Here is a 14456-nt window from a genome sequence, read left to right on the forward strand (position 1 = left end):
CGGCCGTTCGTTATTTCAGAACTAACACAGTGGACGCGAGCAACTGAGGACAAGCCCTCGGCCTATTAGTACCGGTCAGCTCCACACCTTACGGTGCTTCCACATCCGGCCTATCAACCCAGTCGTCTACTGGGAGCCTTACCCACTCGAAGGTGGTGGGAGTCCTCATCTCGAAGCAGGCTTCCCGCTTAGATGCTTTCAGCGGTTATCCTTTCCGAACGTAGCCAACCAGCCATGCCCTTGGCAGGACAACTGGCACACCAGAGGTTCGTCCGTCCCGGTCCTCTCGTACTAGGGACAGCCCTTCTCAAGACTCCTACGCGCACAGCGGATAGGGACCGAACTGTCTCACGACGTTCTAAACCCAGCTCGCGTACCGCTTTAATGGGCGAACAGCCCAACCCTTGGGACCGACTCCAGCCCCAGGATGCGACGAGCCGACATCGAGGTGCCAAACCATCCCGTCGATATGGACTCTTGGGGAAGATCAGCCTGTTATCCCCGGGGTACCTTTTATCCGTTGAGCGACGGCGCTTCCACAAGCCACCGCCGGATCACTAGTCCCGACTTTCGTCCCTGCTCGACCCGTCGGTCTCACAGTCAAGCTCCCTTGTGCACTTACACTCAACACCTGATTGCCAACCAGGCTGAGGGAACCTTTGGGCGCCTCCGTTACTCTTTAGGAGGCAACCGCCCCAGTTAAACTACCCATCAGACACTGTCCCTGATCCGGATCACGGACCGAGGTTAGACATCCAGCACGACCAGAGTGGTATTTCAACGGCGACTCCACAACCACTGGCGTGGCTGCTTCACAGTCTCCCACCTATCCTACACAAGCCGAACCGAACACCAATATCAAACTGTAGTAAAGGTCCCGGGGTCTTTCCGTCCTGCTGCGCGAAACGAGCATCTTTACTCGTAGTGCAATTTCACCGGGCCTATGGTTGAGACAGTCGAGAAGTCGTTACGCCATTCGTGCAGGTCGGAACTTACCCGACAAGGAATTTCGCTACCTTAGGATGGTTATAGTTACCACCGCCGTTTACTGGCGCTTAAGTTCTCAGCTTCGCCTGGACGAATCCAAGCTAACCGGTCCCCTTAACGTTCCAGCACCGGGCAGGCGTCAGTCCGTATACATCGCCTTACGGCTTCGCACGGACCTGTGTTTTTAGTAAACAGTCGCTTCTCGCTGGTCTCTGCGGCCACCCCCAGCTCACCGAGTAAATCGGATCACCAGTGATGGCCCCCTTCTCCCGAAGTTACGGGGGCATTTTGCCGAGTTCCTTAACCATAGTTCACCCGAACGCCTCGGTATTCTCTACCTGACCACCTGAGTCGGTTTAGGGTACGGGCCGCCATGAAACTCGCTAGAGGCTTTTCTCGACAGCATAGGATCATCCACTTCACCACAATCGGCTCGGCATCAGGTCTCAGCCTTAACGTGTGACGGATTTGCCTACCACACGGCCTACACCCTTACCCCGGGACAACCACCGCCCGGGCTGGACTACCTTCCTGCGTCACCCCATCGCTTACCTACTACAAGTCTGGTTCGTCGGCTCCACCACTCCCCTTTGCCCGAAGGCTCCAGGGCGGCTTCACGGACTTAGCATCGCCTGATTCGATATTGGGCGTTTCAAAGCGGGTACCGGAATATCAACCGGTTGTCCATCGACTACGCCTGTCGGCCTCGCCTTAGGTCCCGACTTACCCTGGGCAGATCAGCTTGACCCAGGAACCCTTAGTCAATCGGCGCACACGTTTCTCACGTGTGTATCGCTACTCATGCCTGCATTCTCACTCGTGAACCGTCCACAACTCGCTTCCGCGGCTGCTTCACCCGGCACACGACGCTCCCCTACCCATCACGATCCCCGTTGGGGGTACATATCGCAATGACACGACTTCGGCGGTACGCTTGAGCCCCGCTACATTGTCGGCGCGGAATCACTTGACCAGTGAGCTATTACGCACTCTTTCAAGGGTGGCTGCTTCTAAGCCAACCTCCTGGTTGTCTCTGCGACTCCACATCCTTTCCCACTTAGCGTACGCTTAGGGGCCTTAGTCGATGCTCTGGGCTGTTTCCCTCTCGACCATGGAGCTTATCCCCCACAGTCTCACTGCCGCGCTCTCACTTACCGGCATTCGGAGTTTGGCTAAGGTCAGTAACCCGGTAGGGCCCATCGCCTATCCAGTGCTCTACCTCCGGCAAGAAACACACGACGCTGCACCTAAATGCATTTCGGGGAGAACCAGCTATCACGGAGTTTGATTGGCCTTTCACCCCTAACCACAGGTCATCCCCCAGGTTTTCAACCCTGGTGGGTTCGGTCCTCCACGAAGTCTTACCTCCGCTTCAACCTGCCCATGGCTAGATCACTCCGCTTCGGGTCTAGAGCGTGCAACTCAAACGCCCTGTTCGGACTCGCTTTCGCTACGGCTTCCCCACACGGGTTAACCTCGCTACACACCGCTAACTCGCAGGCTCATTCTTCAAAAGGCACGCAGTCACGACGCACTGAGTAAACTCAATGCGCGACGCTCCCACGGCTTGTAGGCACACGGTTTCAGGTACTATTTCACTCCGCTCCCGCGGTACTTTTCACCATTCCCTCACGGTACTATCCGCTATCGGTCACCAGGGAATATTTAGGCTTAGCGGGTGGTCCCGCCAGATTCACACGGGATTTCTCGGGCCCCGTGCTACTTGGGTGTCTCTCAAACGAGCCGTCAATGTTTCAGCTACGGGGGTCTTACCCTCTACGCCGGACCTTTCGCATGTCCTTCGCCTACATCAACGGTTTCTGACTCGTCTCACAGTAGGCAGACTGTGAAAGAGAGATCCCACAACCCCCACGACGCAACCCCTGCCGGGTCTCACACGCCGTAGGTTTGGCCTCATCCGGTTTCGCTCGCCACTACTCCCGGAATCACGGTTGTTTTCTCTTCCTGAGGGTACTGAGATGTTTCACTTCCCCTCGTTCCCTCCACATGCCCTATGTGTTCAGGCATGGGTGACAGCCCATGACGACTGCCGGGTTTCCCCATTCGGAAACCCCCGGATCAAAGCCTGGTTGACGGCTCCCCGGGGACTATCGTGGCCTCCCACGTCCTTCATCGGTTCCTGGTGCCAAGGCATCCACCGTGCGCCCTTAAAAACTTGGCCACAGATGCTCGCGTCCACTGTGCAGTTCTCAAACAACGACCAGCCACCCATCACCCCACCACAACGTGGTGAGTGCACTGGGGCTTGGCGACTGAAGTACAACGGGCCAGGCCCGTGCCTTCAGACACCCAACAGCGTGCCCGGTAAAGCCAGTCCCTTCACTGTGTTCCACGCCGAAGCAGTACTAACAGGAAGCAACCAGACCTTGCCGAATAGTCAACGTTCCACCCATGAGCTGACCGTGCAGAACATTTGCCTGCAATCGGTGCTGTGCTCCTTAGAAAGGAGGTGATCCAGCCGCACCTTCCGGTACGGCTACCTTGTTACGACTTCGTCCCAATCGCCAGTCCCACCTTCGACAGCTCCCTCCCACAAGGGGTTGGGCCACCGGCTTCGGGTGTTACCGACTTTCGTGACGTGACGGGCGGTGTGTACAAGGCCCGGGAACGTATTCACCGCAGCAATGCTGATCTGCGATTACTAGCAACTCCGACTTCATGGGGTCGAGTTGCAGACCCCAATCCGAACTGAGACCGGCTTTTTGAGATTCGCTCCGCCTCGCGGCATCGCAGCTCATTGTACCGGCCATTGTAGCACGTGTGCAGCCCAAGACATAAGGGGCATGATGACTTGACGTCGTCCCCACCTTCCTCCGAGTTGACCCCGGCAGTCTCCTGTGAGTCCCCATCACCCCGAAGGGCATGCTGGCAACACAGAACAAGGGTTGCGCTCGTTGCGGGACTTAACCCAACATCTCACGACACGAGCTGACGACAGCCATGCACCACCTGTATACCGACCACAAGGGGGCGACCATCTCTGGCCGTTTCCGGTATATGTCAAGCCTTGGTAAGGTTCTTCGCGTTGCGTCGAATTAAGCCACATGCTCCGCTGCTTGTGCGGGCCCCCGTCAATTCCTTTGAGTTTTAGCCTTGCGGCCGTACTCCCCAGGCGGGGAACTTAATGCGTTAGCTGCGGCACCGACGACGTGGAATGTCGCCAACACCTAGTTCCCAACGTTTACGGCGTGGACTACCAGGGTATCTAATCCTGTTCGCTCCCCACGCTTTCGCTCCTCAGCGTCAGTAATGGCCCAGAGATCCGCCTTCGCCACCGGTGTTCCTCCTGATATCTGCGCATTTCACCGCTACACCAGGAATTCCGATCTCCCCTACCACACTCTAGCTAGCCCGTATCGAATGCAGACCCGGGGTTAAGCCCCGGGCTTTCACATCCGACGTGACAAGCCGCCTACGAGCTCTTTACGCCCAATAATTCCGGACAACGCTTGCGCCCTACGTATTACCGCGGCTGCTGGCACGTAGTTAGCCGCGGCGCTTCTTCTGCAGGTACCGTCACTTGCGCTTCTTCCCTGCTGAAAGAGGTTTACAACCCGAAGGCCGTCATCCCTCACGCGGCGTCGCTGCATCAGGCTTTCGCCCATTGTGCAATATTCCCCACTGCTGCCTCCCGTAGGAGTCTGGGCCGTGTCTCAGTCCCAGTGTGGCCGGTCGCCCTCTCAGGCCGGCTACCCGTCGTCGCCTTGGTAGGCCATTACCCCACCAACAAGCTGATAGGCCGCGGGCTCATCCTTCACCGCCGGAGCTTTCCACCCGCCAAGATGCCTCGGCAGGTCGTATCCGGTATTAGACCCCGTTTCCAGGGCTTGTCCCAGAGTGAAGGGCAGATTGCCCACGTGTTACTCACCCGTTCGCCACTAATCCCCACCGAAGTGGTTCATCGTTCGACTTGCATGTGTTAAGCACGCCGCCAGCGTTCGTCCTGAGCCAGGATCAAACTCTCCATGAATGTTTACCGGTAATCCGGTGCACACACACGTAAGAGCGGAACGACCAGGTCGGAATAAGACCAGTCGTCCTCAGCGTCCTCGCTGTGTTGTTGCCTGCCCGTCACATGGACCGGCAGGACTTTTCAAAGGAACCTCCAACCCAACCGACGAGCGGTGGGCCGGGGTTGTCAATCTGGCGTTGACTTTTGGCACGCTGTTGAGTTCTCAAGGTACGGACGCTTCCTTTGTTCCCGTTTCCGGGCCCTCCGGGCGCTTCCTTCGTTTCCGACTCTATCAGATCGTTTTCCGATCCGATTTCCTCGGTGCTTTCCAGGTCTTCGCTTTCGCGCTTCCCTTTCCGGCGGTTCCGACTCTATCAGATCCTTTCGGGCCTGCTTTCCGGTCTCCCGGGTTCAAGTCGGTTTGTCTTCCCGGCTGTTGGGCCGTTCCGACGTCCCAAACTCTAGCGGATCTCCCGGGCGGCTCCTAATCGGGCCTCCCGATCCATCCGACCCCACTTCGAAATGGAATTCGGCATGCCGAAATTCATCCCGATCGGGAGGTCGTACTGAGATGGGGTTGCCGCAAATCTGCGGCGGACGGCTGTCGCAGAACCGTTCCGGCTCCGTGACAACTCGAAGAACCTTACGGGCCCGGCGGAGGAGTGTCAACCCCCACAGGCCGGGGCCTGTCAACCCATATTCACGGGCCGCCGACGCGCCCCGCCCCCGGCCGCCGGTGGCCGTCAGTCCAGGTCGGTGAGGCGTCCGCCCGCGTCCGGCTGGGCGTGCTCCACGCGGCGCAGGACCCGGATCAGCATCTCGCCGAGGGAGCCCCGCTCGTCCGGGGTGAGGTCCTGGAGCAGGTCCTCCTCGAAGTCGGTGGCCATCTGCATGGCCTCCAGCCACTTCGTCCGGCCCTCGTCCGTGAGCTCCACGATCACCCGTACGCGGTTGTTCTCGTCGCGGTCGCGGGTGACCAGGCCCTCGCCCGCCATGCGGTCGATGCGGTGGGTCATGGCGGCCGGGGTGAGGCCGAGGCGCTTGGCGAGCTCGCCGGGGCCGAGCCGGTAGGGCTTGCCCGCGAGCACGAGGGTCTTGAGGACCTCCCACTCCGCGTTGCTGATGCCGAGTGCGGCGACCTGGCGTCCGTACGCCACGTTCATCCGGCGGTTCAGCCGGCCGAGGGCCGAGACGACCTTCTCGACCTGGGGGTCGAGGTCGCGGAATTCGCGCTGGTACGCCGCGATCTGCTCGTCGAGGGTCGGCTCCTCTGGGCCGGCGGGGCCCGTGGGCCCGCCGGGCTCGGTGGTCTCAGCCATGCCGCGAGTATCGCACGGGGGGCGTTGGCGTCTAAGTCCTTGAGTGTGTATTGTTGAGGTTCTAACTTTAGTGTTGAAGTCTTCGGGCCTGAGAGCTTCAGGTTCAAGACCTCCGCTTCGAGACCTCAAGGTGGTGAGTGTGACCAAGGTGATGGGCGCGGCGATGCGCCGGATCCAGACGGGGAACGCGCTGAGCGCGTTCGGACTCGGGTTCACCGTTCCGTATCTGTACATCTACGTGGCGACGGTGCGAGGGCTCGGCTCTTTCTGGGCCGGGATCGTCCTCGGCGTCTTCGCCCTGGCCGCGCTCGTGGCGCTGCTCTTCACCGGCCGGGTCATCGACCGGCGCGGCCCCCTGCCCGTCCTGGTCGGCGCCGCCGTGACGGCCGCCGTGGGCGCGCTCTTCCTGGGCCTCGCCACCAACCTGGTGGCCGTCCTCGGGGCCGCGGCCCTGCTGGGCGCGGGCACCGCGGTCATGCAGCCCGCGCTCGCCACCATGATCGTCTGGTCGTCGTCGCCGACCTCCCGTACCCGTGCGTTCGCCATGCAGTTCTTCCTGCAGAACCTGGGCCTGGGCATCGGCGGGCTCATCGGCGGGCAGATCGTCGACGAGAGCCGTCCGGCGTCCTTCACCCTGCTCTTCGCCATCGAGGCCGGGATGTTCCTGGTCCTCGCCGCGATCGCGCTGTCGGTGAAGCTGCCGCGGAACGCGGCCATCGCGGACGCCCGGCCCAAGGGCGAGAAGAGCGGCGGTTTCCGGGCCGTCCTCGGACACCGGGCCATGCTCCAGCTCTGCGTGCTCGGCTTCGTGCTGTTCTTCGCCTGCTACGGGCAGTTCGAGTCGGGTCTCGCCGCGTACGGCACCGAGGCCGCCGGGATCGAGCCGTCGACCCTGGGCATCGCCCTGGCCGCCAACACCGCCGTCATCGTGGTCGCGCAGTTCCTGGTGCTGCGCTTCGTCGAGCGCCGCCGCCGCAGCCGCGTGATCGCGTCCGTGGGCATCATCTGGACCGTGGCCTGGCTCTTCGCCGGGTACGCGGGGCTCGGCCACGGCAGCCAGACCATGGCGACCGCCGCGTTCATCTCCACGTACGCGCTCTTCGGGCTCGGTGAGGCGATGCTGTCGCCGACCGTGGCGCCGCTGGTCGCGGACCTGGCCCCCGAGGCGATGGTCGGTCAGTACAACTCGGCGTTCGCGCTGGTCAAGCAGATGGCACTGGCGCTCGGCCCGTTCGTGGGCGGCCCGATGGGGGCCACCCTGCACGGCCCGTACGTCGTGACCTTCATTCTGTTCTCGCTCGGCATCACCGTGCTGGCGCTGCGGCTCGGCCGGGGGCTCACCCTCGCGCAGGACCACCCGCACGCGGCGGCCACGTCCCGCGTGGTCGCGGTCCACAAGGCCGAGCCGGAGCAGGTGGCCGTCTGACCCTCAGCGGCACGGTGCGGGCCAAGGGGGCAGCCCCTGGGCCCCAGCCCGGCGCTGGGCCCTAGCCCGGCAGGGCGAACTCGCACCACACCGCCTTGCCGCCGCCCGGTGTACGGCGTGAACCCCAGGACGAGGCGATCGTCGCGACGATCGAGATGCCTCGTCCTGACTCGTCTCCGGGCTCGGCGCGGCGGCGGCGCGGCAGATGGTCGTCGCCGTCCGTCACCTCGATGATCAGCCGCCGGTCGGTGCGGCGCAGGCGCAGCCGCATCGGCGGGGTGCCGTGCTGGAGCGAATTGGCCACCAGCTCGCTGGCGGCCAGGACGCCCAGGTCGCGCAGTTCCACCGGGAACCGCCAGGAGGCCAGCACCCCGGACGCGAAGGCACGCGCGCGTGGCGCGGCTTCGACGCCGCCCAGCAGGTCGAGCGCCGCGTTGTGGAACAGCTCGGCGTCCGGGCCGGTGCGGGCCGGGTGCTGGAGGACCAGCACCGCCACGTCGTCGTCGTGCTCGGCGGTCACGCCCAGCGAGCGGATCAGCCGGTCGCAGACGACCTGCGGACTGCCGATCGCGCCGGACAGCGCGCGCTCCAGCGAGGCCACGCCCTCGTCGATGTCCTCTCCCCTGCGCTCGACCAAGCCGTCCGTATAGAGGACGGCGGTGGCGCCGGGCGGCAGGGCGATGGTGCCGGAGGTGTGCAGCCAGCCGCCGGTGCCCAGCGGGGGGCCGGTCGGGTCCTCCGCGCGGTGCACGCTGCCGTCCGCGTGGCGCACGAGCACGGGCAGGTGGCCCGCCGACGCGTAGACCAGCCGGCCCTCGTTGGGGTCGTGCACCGCGTAGACGCAGGTGGCGATCTGGCTGGCGTCGATCTCGGCGGCCAGGCCGTCGAGCAGCTGGAGCACCTCGTGCGGGGGCAGGTCCAGGCGCGCGTACGCCCGCACCGCCGTGCGGAGCTGGCCCATCACCGCCGCCGCGCGCACCCCGCGCCCCATCACGTCCCCGATGACCAGGGCGGTGCGCCCGGCGCCCAGGGTGATCACGTCGTACCAGTCGCCGCCGACCGCCGCGTCCGTGCCGCCCGGCTGGTAGGTGGCGGCCACCCGCAGGTCGTCGGGCTGCTCCAGCTCCTGCGGGAGCAGGGAGCGCTGGAGGGTGACGGCGGTCTCGCGGTGCCGGCGCTCGCTGGCGCGCAGCCGCTCGGCGGCCTCGGCGTGGTCGGTGACGTCGGCGGCGAAGACCAGGACGCCGCCCGCGCCGTCCTCGCGCGCGGGGATCTCGACCGGAGTGCAGGTGACCGTGTACGAACCGCCGCCCTGGGCCTTGCGGGACTTGACCGTGCGCGGCTTGCCGCTGCGCAGGACCTGGTCCATCAGCGGGAACAGGCCGAGTTCGTCCAGCTCGGGCAGCGCCTTGGCGGCCGGGGCGCCGACCGGGCGGGGGCCGAACGTCGTGGCATAGGCGTCGTTCACGTACGCCACGCGGTGGTCCGGTCCGTGGACCAGCGCGACGAGGGCGGGGAGGCTGCCGAGGAGCTGGCGCACCGACAGCTCCTCCAGGGCGGGCGCGCCGGACTGCTCCGGTGCCTCGCCGTCCGGCCGGCTCTCGGTGTCCGGTCCGTACTCACCGCGTGCGGCGGGCACGGAGCCCCGGTCGGTCCGTGCGGCGGCGCGGCGCTGCGTACCGGGGAGCCGGGCGCTCCAACGCGTGAAGTTCACGGATCTCTTGGCCTCGTGTGTCGCTGGCTGCTGGGTCACTCTGGCGGGTCACTCTGTGCAGGTGTGGGCCCACCTATGGTCACACGGACAGTGTGACGGACGGCACTGACAACCGTCAGTTCTCCTTGCCGCCGGGCGCCTCGGGGCCCGGTCCCGGCGCGGGTCCGGGGCCCGCGGCGCTCTCGAATTCGGCGCGCGGGTGCTCCAGCGAGCCGAGCGAGACGATGTCCCGTTTGAAGAGCCCCGCCAGCGTCCACTCGGCGAGCACGCGCGCCTTGCGGTTGAAGGTGGGCACGCGGCTCAGGTGGTAGACGCGGTGCATGAACCAGGCCGGGTAGCCCTTGAGCTTGCGGCCGTAGACATGGGCGACGCCCTTGTGGAGGCCGAGCGAGGCGACCGAGCCGACGTACTTGTGGGAGTACTCGGCCAGCGGCCGTCCCTCGATGGCGGCGGCGACGTTCTCGGCGAGCGTCTTCGCCTGGCGCACGGCGTGCTGCGCGTTGGGCGCGCACTCCTTGTCCTTCTCCTCGGCCGTGACGTCCGGGACGGCCGCCGCGTCCCCGGCCGCCCAGGCGTGCTCGGCGCCCTCCACCTGGAGCTTGGCGGTGCACTTGAGGCGGCCTCGCTCGTTGCGCGGCAGATCGGTGGCGGCGACTACGGGCGCGGGCTTGACCCCGGCGGTCCACACGACCGTACGGGTGGGCAGCCGGGCGCCGTCGCTGAGGACGGCGACGCGGTTCTCGCAGGAGTCGAGGCGCGTTCCCAGGCGTACGTCGATGTTGCGCCCGCGCAGCTCGCGGACCGCGTACCGGCCCATCTCCTCGCCGACCTCGGGAAGGATGCGGTCGCTGGCCTCCACGAGGATCCACTTCAGGTCCTCGGGCTTGATGTTGTGGTAGTACCGCGCGGCGTAGCGGGCCATGTCCTCCAGCTCGGCGAGCGCCTCCACGCCCGCGTAGCCGCCGCCGACGAACACGAAGGTGAGGGCCGCGTCACGGACGGCCGGATCGCGGGTGGAGGAGGCGATGTCCATCTGCTCGATGACGTGGTTGCGCAGGCCGATGGCCTCCTCGACGGTCTTGAAGCCGATGCCGTAGTCGGCGAGGCCCGGGACCGGGAGGGTGCGGGAGATGGAGCCGGGCGCCAGGACGAGCTCGTCGTAGGCGATCTCGACCGGGCCGGTCCTCTCCTCCTCGGTGGCGAGGGTGGTGACGGTCGCGGTCCGCGAGGCGTGGTCGATGGACCGGACCTCGCCGACGACCAGCCGGCAGCGGTCCAGGACGCGGCGCAGGGGGACGACGACGTGGCGCGGCGAGATGAGGCCCGCGGCGGCCTCCGGCAGGAACGGCTGGTACGTCATGTACGGATCGGGGGTGATCACCGTGATCACCGCGCCGCCGTCCCGCAGCCGCGCCTTCAGCTTCCGCTGGAGGTGCAGCGCCGTGTACATCCCCACGTAGCCGCCGCCGACGACGAGAATGTGCGTGCCGGGCGTGGGTTCGGGGCTCGACCCCCGTTTGATCGCAGCCTTCACCATCCCATGAGGCAACGGTGACCGGTGTTTGTCCACAGGCCCGACAAATTGTGTGACTGGCGGATGTGGCCGGAACCGGTGCCCGGATCTACCGGCCCGGGGGCCGAAGATGCAGGTCAGGCCCGGAAGATGGGGGTCCGCCGGGGGTCCGAATCGGGAAGGTTCCGGTCCTTGCTCCGATCGGGGGGCACACCGTGCGGAACAACCCCCTTCTGAATTGACTCCGGCTCAACTATGTTCATACCTCGTCGGGGTGTCAGGTCCGGCCACCCGACTGTCAGGGCGGGGAGTCTCCGGGGGGAGACGTCATTACCGGGGGAACGGTTATGCATATTCAGGACTCTCATTGGCAATCTGCCGTCGTCGCGTCGGCGGACGGCAGCGGACGTGTCAGCGGTGGTGGGAGCGCTTCCCGCGCCCCGCTGCGCGTGGACGCCCAGCGCAATCTGGAGCACGTACTGCGTGCCGCGCGCGAGGTCTTCGGCGAGCTGGGGTACGGGGCGCCGATGGAGGACGTGGCGCGCCGCGCCCGCGTCGGCGTGGGCACGGTCTACCGGCGCTTCCCCAGCAAGGACGTGCTGGTGCGGCGGATAGCCGAGGAGGAGACCGCACGCCTCACCGACCAGGCGCGGACCGCGCTGGGCCAGGAGGAGGAGCCGTGGTCGGCGCTCTCCCGGTTCCTGCGCACCTCGGTCGCGTCCGGTGCGGGACGGCTGCTGCCGCCGCAGGTGCTGCGGGTCGGCGTGGACGTCGACGAGCCGACGGCCCTCACCGGCGCTCCGGTGCTGGAGTCGGTCGAGCCGCTGGAGCCGACGGGGCCGCTGTCCGCCGAGGCGCGGGTCCCGCAGCAGCGGCAGGCGGGCCTCACCGGCCTGCCGGGCACGCCCGACCTGCGGGTCGTCGAGCCGCGCACCTCGCCCGAGGACGAGCTGGACGACGCGGGAGCGGCCGAGCTGCTCGCGGTCGTGGGCCAGCTCGTGGACCGGGCGCGGGAGGCGGGTGAGCTGCGGGGCGACGTCACGGTGGCCGATGTGCTGCTGGTGATAGCCACGGCGGCGCCCTCGCTGCCGGATCCGCACCAGCAGGCGGCGGCGTCCGCCCGGCTGCTCGACATCCTGCTGGAGGGCCTGCGCTCACGTCCGGCCTAACCGCCGGGGTGACCACCGGGTTGCCCGCCACGGTTCCGCACCCTTGACCGAGCCGTCCGCGCGGTCCTTGCTCCCGTCGCCGCAGGTCCGTTTCTTCGCCCCAGGGGCGCGGGGGCGGACCGCCGCCGGGGGTACGGGAACGTGCTGACGGGCCCCGGTCCACGAACGGGTGGTTGGGGCGCACGGGGCTCCATCGGGGTGCGGACTCTGTGGCACGCTTGGCCGGTGGTCGGGTCTGGGCGTGCTGACGGGGGGGTTCCGCGATGAATGCTGACGAGCGGGACGAGTCGCTCTCCGGCGACGCGCGCCCCGACGGTCCGGGCCCCGACGGTCCGGGCCGCGGCGGCCCGGTCCACGGTGGTCCCGTCCATGGCGGCGGTGCGGAGTCGAGTGCCCTGCCCCCGCGCCAAGTGCCCAGTCAGGGCGGCCCCGGTGGCCGTCCCGACACCGAGAGCGGGACCGGCGGCACCGTGCTGCCCGGCCCCTGGGGCCCGCCGCCCCAGGAGTCGCAGACACCGGAGCCGGTGGCGCCCACGGGCGCGGCCGGGGCCGACGCCGGGGCCAGCGTTCCGCCGCAGCGCGAGCGCGGCACGGGCGATCCGACCGCCGACGCCGAGCTGATCCAGCGGATGCGCGCGGGCGACGACGCCGCGTACGAGGAGCTGTTCCGCCGCCACTCGGACGCGGTCCGCCGCTACGCCCGCAGCTGCTGCCGGGACGCGCACACCGCCGACGACCTCACGGCCGAGGTCTTCGCCCGTACCCTCCAGGCGGTGCGCGGCGGCGCCGGGCCCGAGCAGGCGGTCCGGGCGTATCTGATGACGACGGTCCGCCGGGTCGCCGCGTCCTGGACCAAGACGGCCAAGCGCGAGCAGCTGGTCGAGGACTTCGCCCTGTTCGCCGCGCAGGCCGCCCGCACCTCGGACGGCCGGGACGAGGACACGGTCGACCTCGGCGCGGACGTGCGGGCGATGCACGAGGCCGAGCAGTCGCTGGCCATGCAGGCGTTCCGGTCGCTGCCGGAGCGCTGGCAGGCGGTGCTGTGGCACACCACGGTCGAGGAGGAGTCGCCCAGCGAGATCGCGCCGCTGTTCGGGCTGACCGCCAACGCCACGGCGGTCCTGGCCAGCCGGGCCCGCGAAGGGCTCAAGCAGGCGTACCTCCAGGCGCACGTCTCCACCTCGCTCACCGAGGGCGGCGACTGCTCCCGTTACGCGGACCGGCTCGGCGCGTACGCGCGCGGCGGGCTGCGGATGCGGGCCGAGCGAGGGCTGAGCAAGCATCTGGAGGAGTGCGCCAAGTGCCGTCTCGCGGTGCTTGAGCTCAAGGACGTCAACTCCGGGATCCCCGCGCTGCTGCCGGTCGCCACCATCGGCTGGTTCGCCGCCGGGTACTCGCTCAAGGCCGCCGGTCTGGTGGCCGGGGGCGCGGTCGGCGCGGCGGGCGCGGGTGCCGCCGCGGCGGCCACGGGCGGGAGTTCGTCCGGCGGCGCGGCCGGTGGTGCCGTCGCCTCGGAGGGGCTCGGCGCCCCGGCCAAGGCGGGCATCGCCGCGGCGGTCGCCGTAGCGGTGGCCGCGGGCGTGGTCTACGCGCTCAGCGGCAACGGCGCGGCGCCGCCCGCGAAGCCGCAGGCCAAGCCGTCGGCCGTGGTCCCGGTCGTGCCGCGCAAGCCGCCGCCGTCCCCCACCCCGGAGCCCCCGGCCCCGCCCGCACCCGCGCCGCCGCCCCCGGTCAAGCCCGCGCCCAAGCCGACGCCGAAGCCCGCGCCGCCCAAGCCGAAGCCGAAGCCGCCGCCCAAACCCACGCCTCCGGCGCCCAAGCCGACGCCGAAGCCGACGCCCCCGAAGCCGACCCCCACACCGCCCCCTCCACCGCCCCCGGCGCAGGTCTACCAGGTGAACCGGTTGCAGTACGGGGTGTTCGGCGACCACACCAAGCCCGAGGTGCGGCTCGGCCAGTCCAGCTGGCTCTGGCAGCGCTGGGGGCTGGGGATCGACGGCAAGCAGTACAGCCACGGGGTGACCGTCCACGCCAGGTCGTCCGTGGTCATCGACCTCAACCGGCAGTGCTCCAGCTATGACGCGTTCGCCGGGGTCGACGACCTGACGATGGGCCTGGGTGCCGTGCGGTTCTCGCTGTACGGCGACAGCACGCTGCTGTGGCGCTCCCCGGTGATGCACGGCGGGGACCCGGCGGTGCCGGTCCACGCGAACATCACGGGCCGCCGCACGATCCGCCTGGTCGTCGAGCCGCACACGCCGTTCGGCTCGGTGGCGCTCGCGGACTGGGCGAAGTCGGTCATCAACTGCCGCTGAGCGGGCGGCAGTCGGCTCGCGGCGGGCGCCGCCCGGGAGC

General features: G+C 67.4%; 6 protein-coding genes and 2 rRNA genes. 3 read left to right on the forward strand and 5 right to left on the reverse strand.

The annotated features are described in order from the left end of the window. Nucleotides 1–45 precede the first annotated feature (45 nt). From AB5J87_RS16575 to AB5J87_RS16585, 3 genes are all read right to left on the reverse strand, one after another. Nucleotides 46–3169 (reverse strand): 23S ribosomal RNA (locus tag AB5J87_RS16575). A 281-nt stretch (nt 3170–3450) separates the two neighbouring features. Beyond that, nucleotides 3451–4978, reverse strand: a 16S ribosomal RNA gene (locus tag AB5J87_RS16580). The 16S and 23S rRNA genes sit together here, the layout of an rRNA operon. A 725-nt stretch (nt 4979–5703) precedes the next feature. Beyond that, entirely contained in the window at nt 5704–6279 is a 576-nt protein-coding gene (locus tag AB5J87_RS16585; protein WP_369377491.1) for a MarR family winged helix-turn-helix transcriptional regulator, read from the reverse strand. Between the two features lie 151 nt (nt 6280–6430). On the opposite strand from AB5J87_RS16585, the gene AB5J87_RS16590 reads away from it, so the two are divergent. Continuing rightward, complete coding sequence (locus AB5J87_RS16590; protein ID WP_369383551.1) at nt 6431–7705, forward strand: MFS transporter; 1275 nt, start codon at nt 6431–6433, stop codon at nt 7703–7705. A gap of 61 nt (nt 7706–7766) precedes the next feature. On the opposite strand, the gene AB5J87_RS16595 is transcribed toward AB5J87_RS16590, so the two are convergent. Next, nucleotides 7767–9419 carry a SpoIIE family protein phosphatase gene (locus AB5J87_RS16595; protein WP_369377493.1) on the reverse strand — a complete coding sequence of 551 codons (1653 nt, stop codon included), beginning with the start codon at nt 9417–9419 and terminating at the stop codon, nt 7767–7769. Nucleotides 9420–9534: 115 nt separating this feature from the next. Next, a complete protein-coding gene (locus tag AB5J87_RS16600) occupies nt 9535–10956 on the reverse strand; it encodes an NAD(P)/FAD-dependent oxidoreductase (protein WP_369377495.1) in 1422 nt (473 codons plus the stop codon). A 323-nt stretch (nt 10957–11279) separates the two neighbouring features. Between AB5J87_RS16600 and AB5J87_RS16605 the strand changes: the two genes are divergently transcribed. Then, the gene (locus AB5J87_RS16605) at nt 11280–12101 is read left to right on the forward strand and encodes a TetR/AcrR family transcriptional regulator (RefSeq protein ID WP_369377496.1); all 822 of its coding nucleotides are present in this window, start codon (nt 11280–11282) and stop codon (nt 12099–12101) included. A gap of 263 nt (nt 12102–12364) precedes the next feature. After that, on the forward strand, nt 12365–14416 hold the full coding sequence (locus AB5J87_RS16610) for a sigma-70 family RNA polymerase sigma factor (RefSeq protein WP_369377497.1): 2052 nt from the start codon (nt 12365–12367) through the stop codon (nt 14414–14416). The last annotated feature ends 40 nt before the right edge of the window (nt 14417–14456 follow it).

Origin of the sequence: Streptomyces sp. cg36 (assembly GCF_041080675.1) — a bacterium.
Lineage (GTDB): Bacteria > Actinomycetota > Actinomycetes > Streptomycetales > Streptomycetaceae > Streptomyces.